Source organism: Stenotrophomonas sp. STEN023 (assembly GCF_056760135.1).
On sequence record NZ_JBRREF010000084.1, the window covers coordinates 1 to 19,187 of the forward strand.

Sequence of the window (19,187 nt, forward strand, 5' to 3'; positions counted from 1 at the left end):
GCCGCCGCCCCCGACCACTCCCTCTCCTGCCGGTTCTCGGTTTTTTGTTTTTTTTTCTTTTGTGTCCCGGGTGCGGGCCCCCGGGGCGGGCCGCCCCCCCCCGCTCCTACGGCATTGCTGGTAAAGCCCCTGCCGAGCATGGCTCGGCACTACATTGGATATTAGGAACCCTCATGCGCATCGATATCTGGTCCGACGTGGTCTGCCCCTGGTGCTGGATCGGCAAGCACCGCTTCCAGCGTGGTCTGGAACTGCTGGGCGCTGACGTACCCGAGATCGATGTGCACTGGCACCCGTTCCTGCTGGATCCGGATGCCAGCACCACGCCGGTTCCGCTGCGCGAGGCTTACGCGGTCAAGTTCGGTGGCATCGAGCGCACCAACCAGATGCTGGCGCAGACCCAGGGCGCGGCCCGGGCCATGGGCCTGCCGATGGATTTCGACAAGGGCCAGGTCAAGGTCAGCACGCTGCCCGCGCATCGCCTGATGTGGCTGGCCGGCCAGCACGGTGTGCAGGAGCAGGTAGGTGAAGCACTGTTCCGCGCGCACTTTGCCGAGGGCCGCAATCTGGCTGACCCGCAGGTGCTGGTGGCCGCCGCCGCAAGCGGTGACATCCCCGCTGAGCGCGTGCTGGCAATGCTGGCTTCGGAAGAGGGTCTGGCCGAGGTCCAGGCCGGTATCGGCCAGGCGCAGGCGCTGGGCATCCAATCCGTGCCGACCTTCGTCATCAATGGCCAGTACGCCGTGCAGGGCGGGCAGCCGCCGGAAGTATTCGCCGAGGTGCTGCGCAAGATCGCCGCCGAGCAGGCCCCGGCTGCCGCGGCCAGCGATGATGAACAGGCCTGCGGCGCGGACGGCTGCAGCGTCTGAACGCGGGCTCTGACGCGGCGGGCGCCATCTGCGACAATGCCCAGCTACGCCGCAGCCTGCGGCGGGATGGAGTTCTTGCATGCTTTTGATCGGCGTTGCCGGCACCGAACTGACTGCCCAGGAGCGCGGCTGGCTGCAGCACGACGCCGTGGCCGGCGTGGTGTTGTTCAAGCGCAATTTCGCCTCGCGTGAGCAGGTGGTCGAGCTGACCAGCGCGATCCGTGCCGCTACCGCGCGTCCGCTGCTGATCAGCGTGGACCAGGAAGGCGGCCGCGTGCAGCGTTTCCGCGAGGGCTATGCCGAGCTGCCGCCGCTGCAAGGCTTCGGCAAGTTGTATGCGACCGATCCGGAGGCTGCCCTGGCGCTGGCCGAGCAGCACGCCTGGCTGATGGCCAGCGAGATCCGCGCCAGCGGGCTGGACCTGAGTTTCGCACCGGTGGTGGACGTGGGCCATGGCAACCTTGCCATCGGCAACCGTGCCTTCGGCGAAGATCCGCAGGTGGTGGCCGCGTTGACCGGTGCCTATGTGCGCGGCATGCACTCGGTCGGCATGGCGGCAACGCTCAAGCATTTCCCCGGCCACGGCACGGTGCGTGAAGACACGCATGTGGACACTGCAATCGATCCGCGTGCGTTTGCTGAAATCGAAGCGCACGACCTGATACCGTTCCGGGCCGGCATCGCTGCCGGTGCCGACGCGGTGATGATGGCGCACGTCATCTACCCGCAGGTGGCGCCGGAACCGGCAGGCTACTCGCCGCGCTGGATCAACCAGATCCTGCGCGAACAGATGGGCTTCCGTGGCGTGGTGTTCTCCGACGACATCGGCATGGCGGCCTCGTTCGCTGCCGGTGGGGTCAAGGCCCGCGTCGATGCGCACCTGGATGCCGGCTGCGACGTGGTGCTGGTCTGCCACCCGGAGCTGGTCGAAGAATCGCTGCAGGCCGTGGCCGGTCGCAGTTTGAACACCGCCGCCCTGCTGAGCCTGATCGGCCGTGGGGCGATGGGTTGGGGCGGCCTGCTGGCCGATGCCCGCCATACTGATACCCGTAATCATCTGTTTGAAAACCTTGGAAGAACCGCCTGATGTCCAAACTCACTCTTGAACAAGCCGTGGCCCAGGCCGACCTGCTGGTCGACCGCCCCACCATCGACACCGCCATCGCCGGTATCGCCGACGCCATCGCGCGCGACTACAAGGGCGAAGTGCCGGTGTTCATTTCGATCATGAACGGTGCGCTGCCGTTCGCCGGCCAGCTGGCGCTGGAACTCGGCGCGCGCGGCCAGGATGCGCAGTTCGACTACATGCAGGCCTCGCGCTACCACGGCGAGACCGGCGGCGAGCTGGTCTGGAAGCACCGCCCGGTGTCGGCCCTGTTCGGCCGCCGGGTGATCCTGGTCGACGACATCCTGGACGAAGGCTTCACCCTGCAGGGCGTGCGTGAATGGTGCCTGGAACAGGGCGCCACCGACGTGCGCATTGCCGTGCTGACGGTGAAGAAGCACGACCGCGCACTGCCGGGCGTCAAGGCCGATTACGCCGGCATCGACCTGCCGGACCGCTTCGTGTTCGGCTTCGGCATGGACGTCAACGAGTCGCTGCGCTCGCTGCCCGCCATCTACGCAATGAAGCAGTAATACCGGTGGCCGATGCTTGCCATCGGCCTTCGGTTTGATCGCGCCCAGGTCACGCCACAGGCGTGGCCTGTACGTGTCCAACGAAAACATCAGGAATGAGCATGGAATCTATCGCCCTGGCCGTGATTGGCGGCACCGGCGTGTACAAGCTGGCCGCGCTGGACGATGTCCAGGCCCATGAAGTGGAGACTGTCTACGGCGCTCCGTCCGGCCCGGTCCGGGTTGGCCTGTTGAACGGCCAGCGCGTTGCGTTCCTCGCCCGCCATGGTGAAGGCCATTCGATTCCACCGCACAAGATCAACTACCGCGCCAACCTGGCCGCGCTCAAGCAGCTGGGCGCAACCCGGGTGCTGGCGCTGAACACGGTTGGCGGTATCGGTGACGACTTCGGTCCGCGCGTGCTGGCCTGCCCGGACCAGCTGATCGACTACACCTGGGGCCGGATTTCCACGCTCAGCGAGGAGGAAGGCAGCGAGGTGCTGCATGTCGATTTTGGCCACCCCTACACCCCGGCGTTCCGCAGCAAGGTGCTGGCGGCGGCCAAGGCCAAGGGCGTGGCGATCCAGGACGGCGGCTGTTACGGCGCAACCCAGGGCCCACGCCTGGAGACCAATGCGGAAATCGCGCGGATGCGCCGTGATGGCTGCGATCTGGTCGGCATGACCGGCATGCCCGAGGCTGGGCTGGCGCGCGAACTGGGGCTGGAATACGCCTGTCTGGCCATTGTCGCCAACTGGGCGGCCGGTTGCGGCGACGCTGGAGAGATCACCATGGCCGAAGTTCTGGCCAATGTGGAAGCAGCTTCGTCTGGTTTGCCGACTTTGGTGGGTGAATTGGCCCGGGGGTGATTGTCATCCCGCCTTAAGGTTTGCATACTCCGCCAGTGCGCTTCATTCAGCGTGCATCAATCCATTCATCGAACAAGGTCTCGCATCACCATGCCGAACGGTACCGTCAAGTGGTTCAACGACGCCAAGGGATTTGGCTTCATCTCACCGGAGGACGGCAGCGCCGATGTCTTCGCGCACTTCTCCGCGATCAATTCCAAGGGCTTCCGCAGCCTGCAGGAAGGCCAGCGCGTCAGCTATGACGTGACCCAGGGCCCGAAGGGTGCCCAGGCTTCGAACATCACGCCGGCCGAGTGATCCACCCGGTTGTGCGGAAAAACCCCGCTTCGGCGGGGTTTTTTTTTAGCAGTGGCAGTCGGCCCAGGGAGGGACTGCAATGAGCAAGACACTGGATATCGCCATCGTCGGCTACGGCACGGCTGGGCAGGCGTTGGCGGTGCTGCTGTCGCGCGACGGGCACCGGGTACAGGTGTTCGAGCAGGCAGCAACGCCGGGCCCGGTCGGTGCGGGCTTCCTGCTGCAACCCAGTGGACTGCAGGCGCTGTGGCAGATGCAGCTGATGCCGCAGGTGCTGGAGCATGGTGCGGTGGTGCGCCGCCTGTATGGCGAAACCCCGTGCGGACGTGCGGTGATGGACATGAACTATGCCGGGCTGGATGCGCGCCTGTGCGGCATCGGCATGCAGCGCGGGGCGCTGTTCTCGCTGCTGGACTCGGCCTGGGATGCGGGCGCTTCGCTGCATGTGGACAGCCGCATTGGCGGCATCGATGAATCCCTGCAGCGCGTGCAGGACCAGCACGGGCGCTGGCACGGCCCGTTTGATCTGGTGATCGCCACCGACGGTTCTGGCTCGGGGCTGCGTGCGCAGGTGCAGGGCACCAAGTTGGACAGGGTTTACCCCTGGGGTGCGCTGTGGTGCCTGCTGCCGCGCGGCGACTGGCAGCACGGCGATGAACTGCGCCAGCGCTACGTGGCCGCGCGCAAGATGATCGGCCTGCTGCCGGTGGGCACGCGCCCGGGCGACAGCGAACAGCGCCTGAGCTTCTTCTGGAGCCTGCCGCGTGATGGTTTCCAGGCCTGGGAGCGTGATGGGCTGGAACCGTGGCTGGATGAGATCGCCACGCTGTGGCCGCAAGCGCGTGAGCGCCTGGCTGGCATCAGTGTGCAGGCGCAGCTGGCCCGCGCCAGCTACCGCGATGCGGTGATGCAGCGCTGGTACCGCGGGCGGCTGGTGCTGGCTGGTGACGCCGCGCATTCGATGAGTCCGCAGCTGGGGCAGGGCGTCAACATGGCGCTGATGGATGCGATGGCGCTGCGTGATGCCCTGCGCGCCGAGCAGAACATCGAGGCAGCGCTTGCGCGTTACCAGCACCAGCGCAAGGCACATGTCTGGTTGTACCAGTTCTGGAGTCGCTGGCTGACGCCTATCTTCCAGTCCGATCACGACTGGATCGCCAATGGCCGCGACCTGTTGTTCAAGCCGATGGGACGCATGCCCGGCGGCCGTGGCCATATGCTGCGGGTGCTCAGCGGCACCCAGCATGGCCTGTTCGGCAAGCTGGCGCTGCAGGATGATTTCATCGCTGCGCTGGCCGAGGTCGCCGGAAAACGCTGAGCGACGCGCGGCTGGCGGGCGCTTGCGGCAGAATCAACGGCGATCCTCCTCGAGTCGCCGCCATGCTTCCGCCGCCGCCGCCATTTGAAACCCACGTCGTCGACAACCAACCACCGCCGTTCGCCGAACGCGACCTGTGGCAGGACGACCTGGCCCTGCAGCAGTGTGTGCAACGCGAGGGCGCCGAGTCCTTCGCGGGAGCACTGCAGCACTACGGTGTACTGGCCGGTGGCGAGCTGTACCGGATCGGCTTTGATGCCAATCGCCAGCGGCCGCTGCTGCGCACCCACGATGCGTACGGCAACCGTATCGATACCGTTGATTTCCATCCGGCGTATCACCGGCTGATGGCCACGGCAAAAACCCGCGGCGTTGCCGGGCTGTCCTGGCGCTCGGCGCAGCCCGGTGCGCATGTGGCGCGTGCGGCCTTGAGTTATCTGCACAATCAAGCCGAAGCCGGCAGCAGTTGCCCGCTGACCATGACCCACGCCGCAGTGCCGGTGTTGCGGCAGGAGCCTGCGTTGGTCGAATGGGCCAGCAAGGCAGCCGCACCTTTCTACGACGCGCGCGACGTGCCGATCGGCGACAAGCCGGGCATCACCCTCGGCATGGGCATGACCGAGAAGCAGGGCGGTTCCGATGTGCGCGGCAACACCACGCTGGCGACGCCGTTGGCGGGAGAGGGCGAGTACAGCCTGGTCGGGCACAAGTGGTTCTTCTCCGCGCCGATGTCCGATGGCTGGTTGGTGCTTGCGCAAGCACCGGGCGGTTTGAGCTGCTTCCTGATGCCACGCAGGCTGGCCTGCGGGCGCCGCAACAACTTCCATCTGATGCGTTTGAAGGACAAGCTTGGTGACTGGGCCAATGCCTCCAGCGAAGTCGAGTTCTGTGGTGCCTGGGCGCGCCGTGTAGGCGATGAAGGACGCGGTGTGGCGACCATCATCGAGATGGTGATGCTGACCCGGCTGGACTGCATGCTGGGCTCGGCCGCGCAGATGCGCATGGCCTTGGCGCAGGCGCTGCATCATGCACGGCACCGGCGTAGCTTTGGCAAGCTTCTGGTCGAGCACGCTTTGATGGCCAATGTGCTGAGCGACCTGGCGATCGAATCGGAAGCGGCGACCACCTTGGCGATGCGCGTGGCAGGCGCAGTCGATGCCGCGCCGCGGGATCCGCAGCAGGCGGCGTTCGCGCGCATCGCCACGGCCATCGGCAAGTTCTGGATATGCAAGCGTGCGCCGGGCTTCGTCAATGAAGCGCAGGAGTGCTTGGGCGGTGCCGGCTATGTGGAAGAGTCGATGCTGCCGCGGCTGTACCGGCAGGCGCCATTGAATTCGATCTGGGAAGGCAGCGGCAACGTGCAATGCCTGGATGTGTTGCGCGCGCTGCAACGCGAACCGGAAACCCGCGTGGCCTTGCTGGCCGAATTGCAGCAGGTTGCCGGTCGCAACGATGACTACGACCGGGCGCTGCAGGCGCTGTTCGGGCGGCTGCAAGCAACAGAGTTGCTGCAGGCCGATGCGCGCACGCTGGTGGTGGATATCGCGTTGCTGTTGCAGGCAGCGACGTTGCTGAACGCGGACAGCCCCATTGCGCAGACCTTCGTGCGTTCGCGGCTGCGTCAATCGCAGGCGGTGTATGGGCAACTACAAGTGGATACACCGTTCGCGGACATCCTGGTCCGTGCCTTGCCTGCAGGAGCGGCGTAAGCCGCGAAGCTTGCAGCGATGCAGCCGCGAGTCAGCTTGCAATTGCAGAATGCCGGCTTGCAGACGTTGCCTTGTGGGAGCGGCGTAAGCCGCGAAGCCGAGAGCGATTGAAGCCGCGAGCAAGCCAGCAACTGCAGAATCAAGGCCGCCGCGTACGATAGTTGTCTACGCCGCTCACGGCTTTCCTGCAACGCGCCCCGCCGCAGTCCTGGTCAACCGGCGCCATCCAGCGTAGGGTCGAAGCGCAGCACCTGGTTGCGGCCGCTGCGCTTGGCCCGGTATAGCGCAGCGTCGGCCTTGCGCAGCAGAGTGAGGCCAGCCACGCCATCGACCGGATACGTGGCCACGCCCAGCGAGATGGTGATTGGCGGCAGCGTCTTGCCCGAGAACGGCACGCTCATCTGCGACAGGGCAATACGTAATTCCTCGGCCTGGCGCAGGGCGCTGCTGCTGTCCGACTCGGGCAGGATCACGGTGAATTCCTCGCCGCCATAACGGCAGGCAATGTCTTCGCCGCGCAGGCGCGAGCCCAGCAGTTGGCCGATGGCTGCCAGCAAGGCATCGCCGCCGCCGTGACCGTGGGTGTCGTTGAACTGCTTGAAGTGATCCACATCCAGCATGATCACCGACAGCGGGAAGTCGCGGCGGCCGCAGCGGGCGATCTCGCGGGTCAGCGATTCTTCCAGATAACGGCGGTTGTACAGCCCGGTCAGTGGATCACGGATGGATTGCAGGCGCAGCGACTCGCGCAGGCGCAGATTGCTCAGGGCAAGCGACAGCTGCTCGACCGCGGATTCGGCGATGTTCAAGCGCGGCAGCGGGCCTGGGCCAACGCCGGAAAGGAATAGGAAACCGATCTGCACGCCCTGTGCCGACATCGGGATGCAGGCGGTGGCCACGCTTTGGCCGCTTTCCGGTCGGCTGATATGCGGGCAGCTGGCATCGCGCAGCAGGTCGTCGATCACATGTGGTTGCCCGCGTCGGATTGCCCAGCAATCGCTGGGCGGCAGGGAGGCGCTGGTTTCCACCAATGGTTTTCCCCAGCTGACGATGTTCTCGGCGCGGTCGTTGGAGGCGCGCAGCAGATAGACCGAGCCGGCGACATTGGGCATCAGTGCTTCCAAAGTGCGCGCGCTGATTTCCAGAGCTTCCTCGGGGTTGGCGCAGCTCTGCAGCAGGCCGGTATAGCGACCCAGTGTCTGCAGGTCGGCGCTGGAGCGCTCGATCTGCTCCAGGTTGCCGGCCAATTGCTGGCTGGCGCTGGCAGCGCGTCGTTCGGCGCGGGTGCGGCGGCGCAGTTCGGATAGCAGGATGCCGTACACCGATGCGACCACCGCCAGACCAAACGGAATGCCGGCGAAGGCGAGCCCCAACAGCAGGTCGGCGCTGCGGCGCGAGCTCGCAGCACGCTCGACCAGACGTTCGTGTTCTTCCTCGACCATGGTCCGTACCTGCTCGCGGATTGCGCTGGTGGTGCGGAAGGCGGTCTGGTTGATGGCTGCGCGCGCTGCGTCCAGGCCGCGGCTGTCATAGATGTCGACCACATGCTGGATCTGCTGCAGGCGCCGGTTCACCAGTTCGTTGAGCTTGACCGCGTTGCGGGCCTGATCGGGATTGTCCGGGACCGACTTGGACAGGCTGCCCAGCAGCAGCGGCAGTCGCTCCACGCTTACCTGGTAGTCCAGCAGATAGGCCTGGCTGCCAGTCAGCAGGTAACCACGCTCGGCCGATTCGGCATCGAGCACCATCGACTGGATCTCGTCAATCCGGCTGATGACTTCATGGGTGTGGGCGACCAATCGCGCATCGGCGATGAACCTGCGTGCGCCAACGAATACACCAACACCGATGGCGACGAACACCAGCGCCGAAAAAATCAGCGCGAATTTACTGCCTGTGCGTTTCTGCATCCGGCCCTTGACTGCATGATCGAGGTGATACGCATGTGCTGCCTGTGCGCGTGATCACTTGCCCATCCGGATGGTGTTCACCCGGCCCCCAGTGGGATCACGCTGGCCGCGCGAATGCCACGCAGCTGCCATCGGCATGACGGCTGCGTGGCGAGTCTATCAATGCTTGGCGGCGTCTGCTTTTTCGCGCGCGTCCTTGGCCGCATCGTGGGCATGGTCGGCCACTTTCTGCGCCGCGCTGGCGGTGGCAGCACTGGCATCGGCGGCGGCGTCCTTGGCTGCGACGGAGGCTTCATCGGCGGCTTTGGCAGTGGCGTCGGCGGCCTTGTCCAAGGCCTGCTGTGATTCGGCGGCGGCAGTACGGGTGGCGGCAGCGGCCTGATCGGCGGCATCGCGGGTGGCGTCCGCGGCGGACTCGGCTGCATTCCTGGCGGCGTCGGCGGCATGGTCGGCGGCAGCGGCTGCGTCCTGCCTGGCCTGCTCGGCATTGCGGTCATTGCAGCCCGCCAAAGCCAGCACCAGGCCTGCGGTCAGTACGGGGACAAACAGCTTCATTGCACTCTCCTGGGATGGGCCAATGCGATCAGCCTAGGCGGTGGCGTATTCAGATCACGTCAACGAACCATCGCACGGCGCGTCTTGTTCAAGCGGAGCGATGCGGCTGCTGGGCATCGCAACGCTTGATGCAATCGCAGCCGTAAAAAAAGCCGCTGGCGAACCAGCGGCTTTTCTAGACTAGCTTGGAAGCAGAAGTTATTACTTCTTGGCTTCTTCAGCAGCGTCCTTGGCCTGGCCAGCAACGTCTTCAGCAGCCTTGGCAGCGTCAGCAGCGGCGCCAGCAGCAGCGTCGGTGGTGGCGGCAGCAGCAGCGGTGGCAGCGTCGCCAGCTGCGTCAGCAGCGGTAGCGGCGGTGTCAGCAGCAGCCTGGGCAGCGTCAGCGGTAGCCGCGCCGGCGGTGGCAGCAGCGTCAGCAGCGCCCTGGGCTTCGGTTGCAGCGGTGTCAGCGGCAGCGGCGGCGTCAGCAGCCTGCTCCTGCTTCGAGCAGGCGGTCAGGGCCAGACCCAGGGTCATTGCGATCAGCAGCTTGTTGATGCTCATTAGTGAATCCTCGTCGTGAAATTAGGCAACGCGCCATTGCGCGCCGGGAACATGATGACAAGCCCATTTCGGCTGTCAAGCGGTCCCGCATTCAGGTTTGAAAAAATCTGAGATTTTTCAATCAAATCAATTCAATGGCGATTGCAGTTGCTTCGCCGCCGCCAATGCAAAGGGATGCAACGCCACGCTTGAGGCCGCGTGTGCGCAATGCATTTACCAGCGTAACCACCAAGCGGGCACCCGACGCACCGATGGGATGACCCAATGCACAGGCGCCGCCATTGACGTTGATCTTGGCATGCGGAATACCCAGCTCGCGGATAGGTGCCATCGCCACCACGGCGAACGCTTCGTTGATCTCGAACAGGTCAACGTCGGCGATGTTCCAGCCGGCTTTCTCGAGCACCTTGGTGATCGCGCCGATCGGTGCGGTGGTGAACCATTCCGGTTCCTGCGAGAACGTGGCGTGCGCGGCAATGCGGGCCAGCGGCTGCACGCCGCGGGCGGCGGCATCGTCGGCTGAGAGCAGTACCAGCGCTGCGGCACCATCGGAAATACTGGAGGAGCTGGCGGCGGTGACGCTGCCGTCCTTCTTGAACGCCGGACGCAGGGTCGGGATCTTGCTGACGTCCGACTTGCCCGGCTGCTCGTCCTGGCTGAACTCGACCTCACCCTTGCGGGTGGCAACCTTCACCGCGACGATTTCGTCAGCGAACGCGCCGTTGGCCACGGCGGCCTGCGCACGGGTCACCGACTCGATGGCGTAGGCATCCTGTTCTTCGCGGGTGAAGCCGAACTTGGCAACGGTTGCCTCGGCGAACACGCCCATGGCCTGGCCATCGTAAGGATTGGTCAAGCCATCCCATGCCATGTGATCGACCGCCTGGAAGTTGCCGTAGCGGTTGCCGGTGCGCGAGTTGGGCAGCAGGTGCGGAGCGTTGGACATGGATTCCATGCCGCCGGCCACCACGATGCTGGCTGAGCCGGCCTTGATCAGGTCGTGGCCGAGCATGATGGCCTTCATGCCGGAGCCGCACACCTTGTTGAGGGTGGTGGCGCCGGTGCTGGTCGGCAGGCCTGCGGCAAGCGCGGCCTGACGTGCCGGTGCCTGGCCCAGGTTGGCGGGCAGCACGCAGCCCATGATGACTTCGGACACGTCGCTGGCGGCAATGCCGGACTGCTGCATGGCCGCGCTGATCGCGGCTGCACCGAGGGTAGGAGTGGGAACGCCGTTGAACTGGCCAAGGAAGGAGCCAATGGCGGTACGCTTGGCGGCGGCGATGACGATGTCGGACATGAGCAATCTCGGTTATACCTTGCGGCAATTATCGAACGTCTGCAGGGTCTGGCACATTGGACCAACGGCACATCCCCACAGACCGTGGATTGTCGTTGCAGTATAGAAGGTAGCCGGAGTGCTACCTGCACCAGGTAATACCTGAATTGGCAAATCATCCACAGGACGGAGAACAAGGGAATGAGTAGTGCAAGGGTAAATGGCCAGGTGGCGCGCAGCGTGTTGGCCAGTTCATTGGCGCTGGCCTTGGCGGCCTGCGGGAGCGGTAGTGGACCCAAGTCCGATCCGCCGCCGGTGACACCGCCAGTGACGCCGCCACCGACCACGACGCCACCGGTGGTCACCCCGCCGGTGACGCCGCAGCCAGCCTTTGACGCGCACCTGGCGCTGACCAATACGCCCGCCGCGCGCGCGATGGGCCTGACCGGCGCTGGCTACCGCATCGGTGTGATCGACTCAGGGGTGATGCGCAACCATCCTGCGCTGGCTGGGCGGGTGCTGGTCAACCGCAACTACGTGAATCCCGCACAGAACAATCTTGCGGTCGATGACGTGGTCGGCCATGGCACCACGGTGGCGCAGCTGGCAGCTGGCGCGCCGACCGGGCAATGGCCCGGCGGTGTTGCGCCGGGTGCGCAGATCCTTTCGGCGCGCATCATCGCCGACAAATCGCCAACCGATGACGGCTCGGGCAACGGCAACGAGGTGACCGGCGCGCTGGGTATGGCCGCGATCCATGCCGACCTGATCCGCGATGGCATGCGCATCATGAACAATTCCTGGGGCGGCCTGTATTGGACCCGGGCAAACGTTACGGCGGAGATCGCCAACGAATACCGGCCTTTCATTGCCAATAGCGACGGGCTGGTAGTGTTCGCCACCGGCAACGAATCCAAGCCCAATCCTTCCGACATGGCGGCGCTGCCGAGCAAGGTGGGTAGCCCTGGCAGCTATCCCGCGGCTGATCTTGAACGTGGCTGGCTGGCGGTTGCGGCGTTGGACACGGCCAAGCCAACTGCATTGGCGTATTACTCCAATGCCTGCGGCGTGGCCAGGAATTACTGCCTGGTCGCGCCGGGGACCTCGTTGTTCCTTGGTCACGACAGCACGGCCAACAACCTGACGTATTACTACGGTAGCGGCACCTCGTATGCAGCGCCGCTGGTGTCCGGTGCGGCGGCATTGGTATGGCAGGCGTTCCCTTACTTCAATAATGACCTGGTGCGGCAGACCCTGCTGGGCACGGCAACCGACCTGGGCGATCCCGGCCCGGATGCTGTGTTCGGTTACGGCCTGCTCAACGTGGGCAAGGCAGTGAAGGGACCGGGCAAGGCCGATTGGGGTGACATCAAGGTCGATGTGAATCAGCCCGGGCTCAACTCGGTGTGGAGCAATCCAATCAGCGGCGTGGGTGGACTGGTGAAAACCGGTAGCGGTTCGTTGGGTTTGTCCGCCGCCAATACCTATGCAGGCGCTACCCGCATCCAGCAGGGCACGCTTGCACTGCGCGACGGCGGCTCGATCCGCTCCAATGTCAGCATCGATGCGCAGTCCAATCCTTCGGCTGCGGCACTGCAGTTCATGGGGGGCACCACCCGTGTGGTGGGTAATGTGGACAACGGTGCCAGCGTGATCGTGCTCAGCAATGAAGGGTCGGCAACGATCGAAGGCAACTACGTGCAGCGCTCGGGCGCGCGCTTGATGGTTGCGCTTGGTTCCAACGCCTTGCAGGTTACCGGCACTGCGAGCCTGGATGGCGGGGTGATGGTCAGCGGTGCGGTTGCCGGCTATGTACCGCAGGACGGTCGCCGCCAGGACCTGCTGAATGCAGCTGGCGGCATCAGCGGGCAGTTTGCTACGCCTGCTACCGGCGCCACCGGCGTCACCTTGCTGCAGACCCAGTACGGCTATGACGCCAACAACGCCTGGCTGCAATTGGACCGGGTGAGTGTGACGGCGGCGGCAAACACCGCCAGCGTTGGCCTGCGCGCGATGTCGGCAGCGCAGCGGGTGGAGCAGGCATTCGAACTGCTGGATTCCGATAGTGGCCTGCAGGCCTCAACGTTTGGCGCAGCGGCGGCGTCGGTGCAGGGCGTAGGCGGCGGATTTGCCGGCCTGGCCCAGAGTCTGGAGAGTCTGTCCGGGCAAGCCCATGCCACCGCCACGGCGATGACCTTCGACAGCATCGACATGAACCGACGTGCGCTGTCCAGTCAGTTCGCCGACGGCGCCACCCGGCCGGCGGCCAGTGGCGTGTGGATGCGCAGCCTCGGTGGTGGCGGGCACGGCGGTTACCTGGGCAGTGATTACAGCGTTGGCGGCTGGATGATGGGCGGCGAAACCGCGCTCTCCAGCAATGCCGTGCTGGGCTTCGCGTTTGGCGAAACCCGGGCCAATGCCAGTGGCGGTGTGGCGCAGGATCGAAGCCGCGATCGCCAGACCCAGTCGCAGCTCTATGCCGGTTGGCAGCGCGGTGACGCCTATGTGCTGGGCCAGGCCGGGTTTGGCCAGTACCAGCGCGAACTGGACCGTGGCCTGCTGCTGGGTTCTGAGCGAGCCGGCGTGCATGCGCGCTACAACGGCAACTTCCTTTCCAGCAGCGTTGAGGCCGGTTATCGGCTGGGCCACGGTGCGGCGCAGCTGACGCCGTATCTGGGGGCCGACTACACGCGTATCGACGGTGGCGCGTTCAACGAACAGGGCGGCTACGGCTTCGGCCTGCGCGCCGATGATTGGAGCAGCAGTCGCGTACAGGCCTTGGCTGGATTGCGCGGGCAGTACCTGTGGAAACGCGTGGCGTTCAATGGCTATGCCGAATGGCAGCAGGCGCTGGGCGACAATGGCCTGAGCCTGGATGCGAGCTTTGTCGGGGTGGATGCCTGGGCACCGATTGCAGGCCTGCAGCCATCGCGTTCGGGCGGTTTGTTCGGGCTGTCGGTGGATTCCTGGCTGGCCCGTAATACACGGCTGTCGCTGGGTTACGACCAGCGCTTCGGTCCGCGTGGCGACAACCGGCAGGTCTCGCTGCGTCTGCAGCAGGCGTTCTGATCCGGCAGCGGTTGTCGCCGGCAGAAAAGCAGAAGGCGGGCGAGATGATCGCCCGCCTTCCGTGTTTCAGCGGCAGTGCTTACTCGCCGCGCAGGCGGTTCATGCGCGGCACCGAACGACCCATCGGCATCTTCAGCTTGCCGATGGCTTCCAGCCGGCTTTCGGCGATGCGGTCGGCCGCACGCTGCGGCGAGACGTCATCGCGCTCGGACTGGTCGAAGATCTTGCCGAGGTTGTGGTAGATGCTGCGGATCAGGCGCATCGCGCGCTCACGGTTGTAGCCGTCGATCTCCAGCGACACATTCATCACGCCGCCGGCATTGACGGCATAGTCCGGTGCCCACAGCACGCCGCGCTTGTACAGCTCATCGCCGACTGCATGGCTGGCCAGCTGGTTGTTGGCGGTGCCGCAGATGACCTTGGCCTTGAGCCGCTCCAGCGTGCCCATATCGATGGCGCCTTCCATCGCGCAGGGCGCGAACACGTCGGCTGCGACGTCGTAGATGGCATCGGGCTTGACCGCTTCGCAGCCGTATTCAGTAACGGCCTTCTGCACCAGTACCGGGTCAAGGTCGGTGACGTAGAGCTTGGCGCCGCGCTCACGCAGCAGCTTCACCAGTTCCATGCCGATATGGCCCAGGCCCTGCACCGCGATGCTGAGCTTGCCGATTTCCTCGTGGCCGAACTTGCGCTTGACCGAGGCCATCAGTGCCTGCAACGCGCCATAGGCGGTAAACGGAGCCGGGTCGCCGGAGCCGCCATGGACCTGGTGCACGCCGGTCACATAACCGGTCTCCAGGTAGATGTTCTCCATGTCGTTGACGTCGGTGCCCACGTCTTCGGCGGTGATGTAGCGTCCGGCCAAGGCCTCGACCTGGCGGCCGAAGGCGCGGAACAGCACTTCGCTCTTGGCGGTGCGGGGGTCGCCGATGATCACCGCCTTGCCACCGCCCACATTCAGCCCGGCCAGGGCGTTCTTGTAGGTCATGGTGCGGCTCAGGCGCAGGACGTCGCGCAGCGCATCATCGGTGTTGGCGTAGGGGCGCATGCGCACCCCGCCCAGGGCCGGGCCCAGGGTGGTGTTGTGGATGGCGATGATGGCTTTCAGGCCGGCATCGCGGTTCTGGCAGAACAGGACCTGCTCATGGCCGGAGGTCTCGAGGGTTTCGAACAACATGCGGGCTCCGATGGCGTGTTTGCCACAACGTCAGTGATCGTGTGGCCAAATGGCTGGCCGGAAAACAAAAAATGCGACTTCGTCGGGGCAGTGACGGGTCGCGGATGCGCCATTCTAATCCATTCCCGCTAGGGGAATGTTCAGGCTGGGCTACCCGCGCTGGCACCTCACTTTGCCGGAAACGGCGGCCGCTATGCCCATCGATAGCCTAAACCCGCAAAAGGTCACGCTGCGCTGCAACCTGACCTGCGGGGGCGGCGGTTCTATGATCGGTTGCAATAGAAACCGGATGTTGCACGGCCCATGAGTACCCCCGCCTCCCAGCTCCCGCAGGCGCAGCCTGAAACCACCCCGCTGCGCTTCGTCACCGCCGCCAGCTTGTTCGATGGCCACGACGCGGCCATCAACATCATGCGTCGCCTGATCCAGGCGCAGGGCGCGGAGGTGATCCACCTCGGCCACAACCGCAGCGTGGAAGACGTGGTGCGTGCCGCGCTGCAGGAAGACGCCGATGCCATCGCGCTGTCGTCCTACCAGGGCGGGCACGTGGAGTACTTCAAATACATGGTCGACATGCTGCGCGAACGCGGCGCCGGCCATATCAAGGTCTTCGGCGGCGGCGGAGGCACCATCACCCCGGAAGAAATCCGCGAGCTGCAGGCCTATGGCGTGGAGCGCATCTACCACCCCAACGACGGCATGAAGATGGGGCTGGTGGAAATGATCGAGGACGTGGTGGCGCGTGCTGGCAAGGCCCGCGAAGCGGCCGCCCGCGACGTGCATGCGGAAGCGCCGTCGATCGAGGATGAGATCGGCATCGGCCGGGTGCTGTCGCAGCTGGAAGATGGCAATCACGGTGAGGCCGAACTGGGCTTGCTGCGCAAGCAGTGGCAGCTGGCCGCTGGCAAGACGCCGGTCATCGGCATCACCGGCACCGGTGGCGCCGGCAAGTCCTCGGTCACCGATGAACTGCTCAATCGTTTCCTGGCCAGTTTCCCGCAGATGCGCATCGCGGTGATCTCGGTCGATCCGACCCGTCGCCGTACCGGTGGCGCGTTGCTGGGCGACCGTATCCGCATGAATTCGCTGCGCTCCAAGCGCGTCTACATGCGCTCGATGGCAACCCGTCGCCAGCATGCGGCGATCAATACCGTACTGCGCGATTGCATTGGCTTCCTGAAGTCGCTGCATTTTGATCTGGTGATCGTCGAGACTGCCGGTATCGGCCAGAGCGACTCGGAGATCGTCGATCTGGTCGACTTCCCGATGTATGTGATGACCAGCGACTTCGGCGCACCCAGCCAGCTTGAAAAGATCGACATGCTCGATTACGCCGAGCTGGTGGTGCTGAACAAGTTCGACAAGCGCGGCGCCGAAGATGCACTGCGTGACGTGCGCAAGCAATGGAAGCGCAATCGCGTCGCCTTCGCCATGAAGGACGAGGACGTACCGGTGTACCCGACCATTGCCAGCCAGTTCAATGATCCGGGCATCAGCTGGATGTTCGCCAACCTGTGTCGTCTGCTGCGCGAGAAGGCCAAGGCAGACGCCGGCCTGCAGCCGCAGATCGATACCACGTTGAAGGAGCCGCGTGCGACCGTGCTGATCCCCGGTGCGCGCGTGCGCTACCTGGCCGAGATCGCCGAGCAGGGCCGTGGCATCAATGCCCGCATCGAATCGCAGGCAGAAGTGGCCGAGCGTGCGCAGAGTCTTTGGCAGGCACTGAAAGAGCTGGGTGATGCAGCACAGCCGGGTGCGCTGGATCTGTATGCCGGCGATGCGCTTACCGATGCGAGCGTCGACAACAGCATTCGCACCCTGCGCCAGCGCTACAACGACGCCGTGCAGTCGCTGGATTCGGACGCGCTACGCCTGCTGCGCGAGTGGCCGGCACGGCTGAAGTCGATCACCGATCCGGTCAACGAGTACCAGGTGCGCGGCAAGACCATCCGTGTCGAGAACTACCGCGAATCGCTAAGCCATCAGCAGATCCCCAAGATCGCTGCGCCTACCTATCGCAGTTGGGGCGAGCTGCTGGTATTCCTGCAGAAAGAGAACCTGCCCGGTTCCTATCCGTATACCGGCGGCGTCTACCCGTACCGCCGCAGCGGCGAGGATCCGATCCGCATGTTTGCCGGTGAAGGCACGCCCGAGCGTACCAACCGTCGCTTCCATTACCTGAGCGTCGGCCAGCCGGCCGCGCGTCTGTCCACTGCCTTCGACAGCGTCACCCTGTATGGCGAAGACCCGGCGCCGCGCCCGGACATCTACGGCAAGATCGGTAATTCCGGCGTCAACATCCCCACCCTGGACGACATGAAGAAGCTGTATTCCGGCTTCGACCTGTGTGCGCCGACCACCTCGGTGTCGATGACCATCAATGGCCCGGCACCGATGATCCTGGCGATGTTCATGAACACCGCCATCGACCAGCAAATCGAGAAGTACCTGCAGGAAGATCCCGCGCGCTGGGCCGAGGCTGAGCAGAAGATCGCGAATCTCTTCGAAGGTCGCTCACGTCCGCAGTACCATGGCGAGCTGCCGCCGACCAATAATGGCCTGGGCCTGGCACTGCTGGGCGTCACCGGCGACCAGCTGGTGGATGCCGACACCTATGCGCGGATCAAGGCCGAGACCCTGTCCACGGTGCGCGGCACCGTGCAGGCCGACATCCTCAAGGAAGACCAGGCGCAGAACACCTGCATCTTCTCCACCGAGTTCGCACTGCGGATGATGGGTGATATCCAGCAGTACTTCGTCGACCACAAGGTGCGCAACTTCTACTCGGTGTCGATCTCCGGTTATCACATCGCCGAGGCCGGCGCGAACCCGATCAGCCAGCTGGCTTTCACCCTGTCCAATGGTTTCACCATCGTCGAGTACTACCTGGCGCGTGGGATGAAGATCGATGACTTCGCGCCCAACCTGTCGTTCTTCTTCTCCAACGGCATGGACCCGGAGTACACAGTGATCGGCCGGGTCGCGCGGCGCATCTGGGCGCGTGCGATGCGCGAGCGTTACGGCGCCAACGAGCGCAGCCAGATGATGAAGTACCACATCCAGACCTCGGGCCGCTCGCTGCACGCGCAGGAAATCCAGTTCAACGACATCCGCACCACGCTGCAGGCGCTATATGCCTTGTTCGATAACTGCAACAGCCTGCACACCAACGCCTATGACGAGGCGATCACCACGCCGACCGAGGAGAGCGTGCGCCGTGCGGTGGCGATCCAGATGATCATCAACAAGGAGCTGGGGCTGAACTTCTGCGAGAACCCGTGGCAGGGCAGTTTCATCGTCGACAAGCTCACCGACATCGTCGAGGAGGCCGTCTACAAGGAGTTCGAGGCGATCAGCGAGCGCGGTGGCGTGCTTGGCGCGATGGATACCATGTACCAGCGCGGCAAGATCCAGGAAGAGTCGCTGTACTACGAGCACAAGAAGCACGATGGCAGCCTGCCGCTGGTTGGCGTCAACATGTTCCTGCCCAAGGAGCATGCCGGCGAAGTGGCCACCGAGATCGAATTGATCCGCTCGACCGAGGAAGAGAAGGGCCAGCAGATCGAGAACGTGCATACCTGGCAGCGCAATCGCAACGCCTTGGCACCGGCGGGCGAGACCTCGCATGCGCATGAGGTTGAAGGCGCAGTGGCGGATGGCGAAGCGCACGATGGCCATGGCCTGGGCTACCTGCAGAAGACCGCACGTGATCGCCGCAATGTGTTCGAAGCGCTGATTGAGGCGGTGAAGACCCATAGCCTCGGCCAGATCAGCCACGCCCTGTACGACGTAGGCGGCGAGTACCGGCGCAACATGTAAGCAGCACAGGTGTAGCGCCGAGCCCTGCTCGGCAGGGGCGTTCCAAACAATCCCCGGCATGTAGTGCCGAGCCATGCTCGGCAGGGGCTTTCCAGGTACCCCCTCACCTGTAGTGCCGAGCCATGCTCGGCAAGGGCGTTACCGGCAAAGCCTCAGCCG

At 64.8% G+C, this 19,187-nt stretch carries 14 protein-coding genes; 9 read left to right on the top strand and 5 right to left on the bottom strand.

All coding sequences use genetic code 11. The features are described from left to right. Positions 1 to 173: 173 nt before the first annotated feature. The 7 genes from ACVOLV_RS18360 to ACVOLV_RS18390 all read left to right on the top strand — a co-directional run bounded on the left by ACVOLV_RS18360 (position 174) and on the right by ACVOLV_RS18390 (position 6,679). Positions 174 to 869, top strand: coding sequence for a DsbA family oxidoreductase (locus ACVOLV_RS18360; RefSeq protein ID WP_481555618.1), 696 nt, complete (start codon positions 174 to 176; stop codon positions 867 to 869). A gap of 79 nt (positions 870 to 948) precedes the next feature. Next, complete coding sequence (nagZ, locus tag ACVOLV_RS18365; protein WP_481555619.1) at positions 949 to 1,956, top strand: beta-N-acetylhexosaminidase; 1,008 nt, start codon at positions 949 to 951, stop codon at positions 1,954 to 1,956. Further along, positions 1,956 to 2,507, top strand: a complete 552-nt coding sequence (locus tag ACVOLV_RS18370) for a hypoxanthine-guanine phosphoribosyltransferase (protein WP_481555620.1) — start codon at positions 1,956 to 1,958, stop codon at positions 2,505 to 2,507. The genes nagZ and ACVOLV_RS18370 overlap by 1 nt, the downstream gene beginning before the upstream one ends. 95 nt (positions 2,508 to 2,602) lie before the next feature. Beyond that, a complete protein-coding gene (locus ACVOLV_RS18375) occupies positions 2,603 to 3,355 on the top strand; it encodes an S-methyl-5'-thioinosine phosphorylase (RefSeq protein ID WP_481555621.1) in 753 nt (250 codons plus the stop codon). Positions 3,356 to 3,445: 90 nt separating this feature from the next. After that, positions 3,446 to 3,652 carry a transcription antiterminator/RNA stability regulator CspE gene (gene cspE, locus ACVOLV_RS18380; RefSeq protein ID WP_057506519.1) on the top strand — a complete coding sequence of 69 codons (207 nt, stop codon included), beginning with the start codon at positions 3,446 to 3,448 and terminating at the stop codon, positions 3,650 to 3,652. A 79-nt stretch (positions 3,653 to 3,731) separates the two neighbouring features. Next, the gene (locus ACVOLV_RS18385; protein ID WP_481555622.1) at positions 3,732 to 4,970 is read left to right on the top strand and encodes an FAD-dependent oxidoreductase; all 1,239 of its coding nucleotides are present in this window, start codon (positions 3,732 to 3,734) and stop codon (positions 4,968 to 4,970) included. Positions 4,971 to 5,032: 62 nt separating this feature from the next. Next, on the top strand, positions 5,033 to 6,679 hold the full coding sequence (locus tag ACVOLV_RS18390) for an acyl-CoA dehydrogenase family protein (protein ID WP_481555623.1): 1,647 nt from the start codon (positions 5,033 to 5,035) through the stop codon (positions 6,677 to 6,679). A 212-nt stretch (positions 6,680 to 6,891) separates the two neighbouring features. On the opposite strand, the gene ACVOLV_RS18395 is transcribed toward ACVOLV_RS18390, so the two are convergent. The 4 genes from ACVOLV_RS18395 to ACVOLV_RS18410 all read right to left on the bottom strand — a co-directional run bounded on the left by ACVOLV_RS18395 (position 6,892) and on the right by ACVOLV_RS18410 (position 10,984). Then, on the bottom strand, positions 6,892 to 8,589 hold the full coding sequence (locus ACVOLV_RS18395) for a diguanylate cyclase (protein ID WP_481555624.1): 1,698 nt from the start codon (positions 8,587 to 8,589) through the stop codon (positions 6,892 to 6,894). 159 nt (positions 8,590 to 8,748) lie between these two features. Continuing rightward, a complete protein-coding gene (locus ACVOLV_RS18400; protein ID WP_481555625.1) occupies positions 8,749 to 9,144 on the bottom strand; it encodes a hypothetical protein in 396 nt (131 codons plus the stop codon). A 201-nt stretch (positions 9,145 to 9,345) separates the two neighbouring features. Continuing rightward, the gene (locus ACVOLV_RS18405) at positions 9,346 to 9,687 is read right to left on the bottom strand and encodes a hypothetical protein (protein ID WP_481555626.1); all 342 of its coding nucleotides are present in this window, start codon (positions 9,685 to 9,687) and stop codon (positions 9,346 to 9,348) included. 121 nt (positions 9,688 to 9,808) lie between these two features. Continuing rightward, positions 9,809 to 10,984, bottom strand: a complete 1,176-nt coding sequence (locus tag ACVOLV_RS18410) for a thiolase family protein (RefSeq protein WP_481555627.1) — start codon at positions 10,982 to 10,984, stop codon at positions 9,809 to 9,811. Between the two features lie 180 nt (positions 10,985 to 11,164). Here ACVOLV_RS18410 and ACVOLV_RS18415 point away from each other — a divergent pair, with 180 nt between their 5' ends. After that, positions 11,165 to 14,032, top strand: a complete 2,868-nt coding sequence (locus ACVOLV_RS18415; RefSeq protein WP_481555628.1) for a S8 family serine peptidase — start codon at positions 11,165 to 11,167, stop codon at positions 14,030 to 14,032. Between the two features lie 79 nt (positions 14,033 to 14,111). Here ACVOLV_RS18415 and ACVOLV_RS18420 read toward each other — a convergent pair whose 3' ends face one another. Then, positions 14,112 to 15,209, bottom strand: coding sequence for a Glu/Leu/Phe/Val dehydrogenase dimerization domain-containing protein (locus ACVOLV_RS18420; protein ID WP_481555629.1), 1,098 nt, complete (start codon positions 15,207 to 15,209; stop codon positions 14,112 to 14,114). Between the two features lie 303 nt (positions 15,210 to 15,512). On the opposite strand from ACVOLV_RS18420, the gene ACVOLV_RS18425 reads away from it, so the two are divergent. Beyond that, the gene (locus ACVOLV_RS18425; RefSeq protein ID WP_481555630.1) at positions 15,513 to 19,028 is read left to right on the top strand and encodes a methylmalonyl-CoA mutase family protein; all 3,516 of its coding nucleotides are present in this window, start codon (positions 15,513 to 15,515) and stop codon (positions 19,026 to 19,028) included. The last annotated feature ends 159 nt before the right edge of the window (positions 19,029 to 19,187 follow it).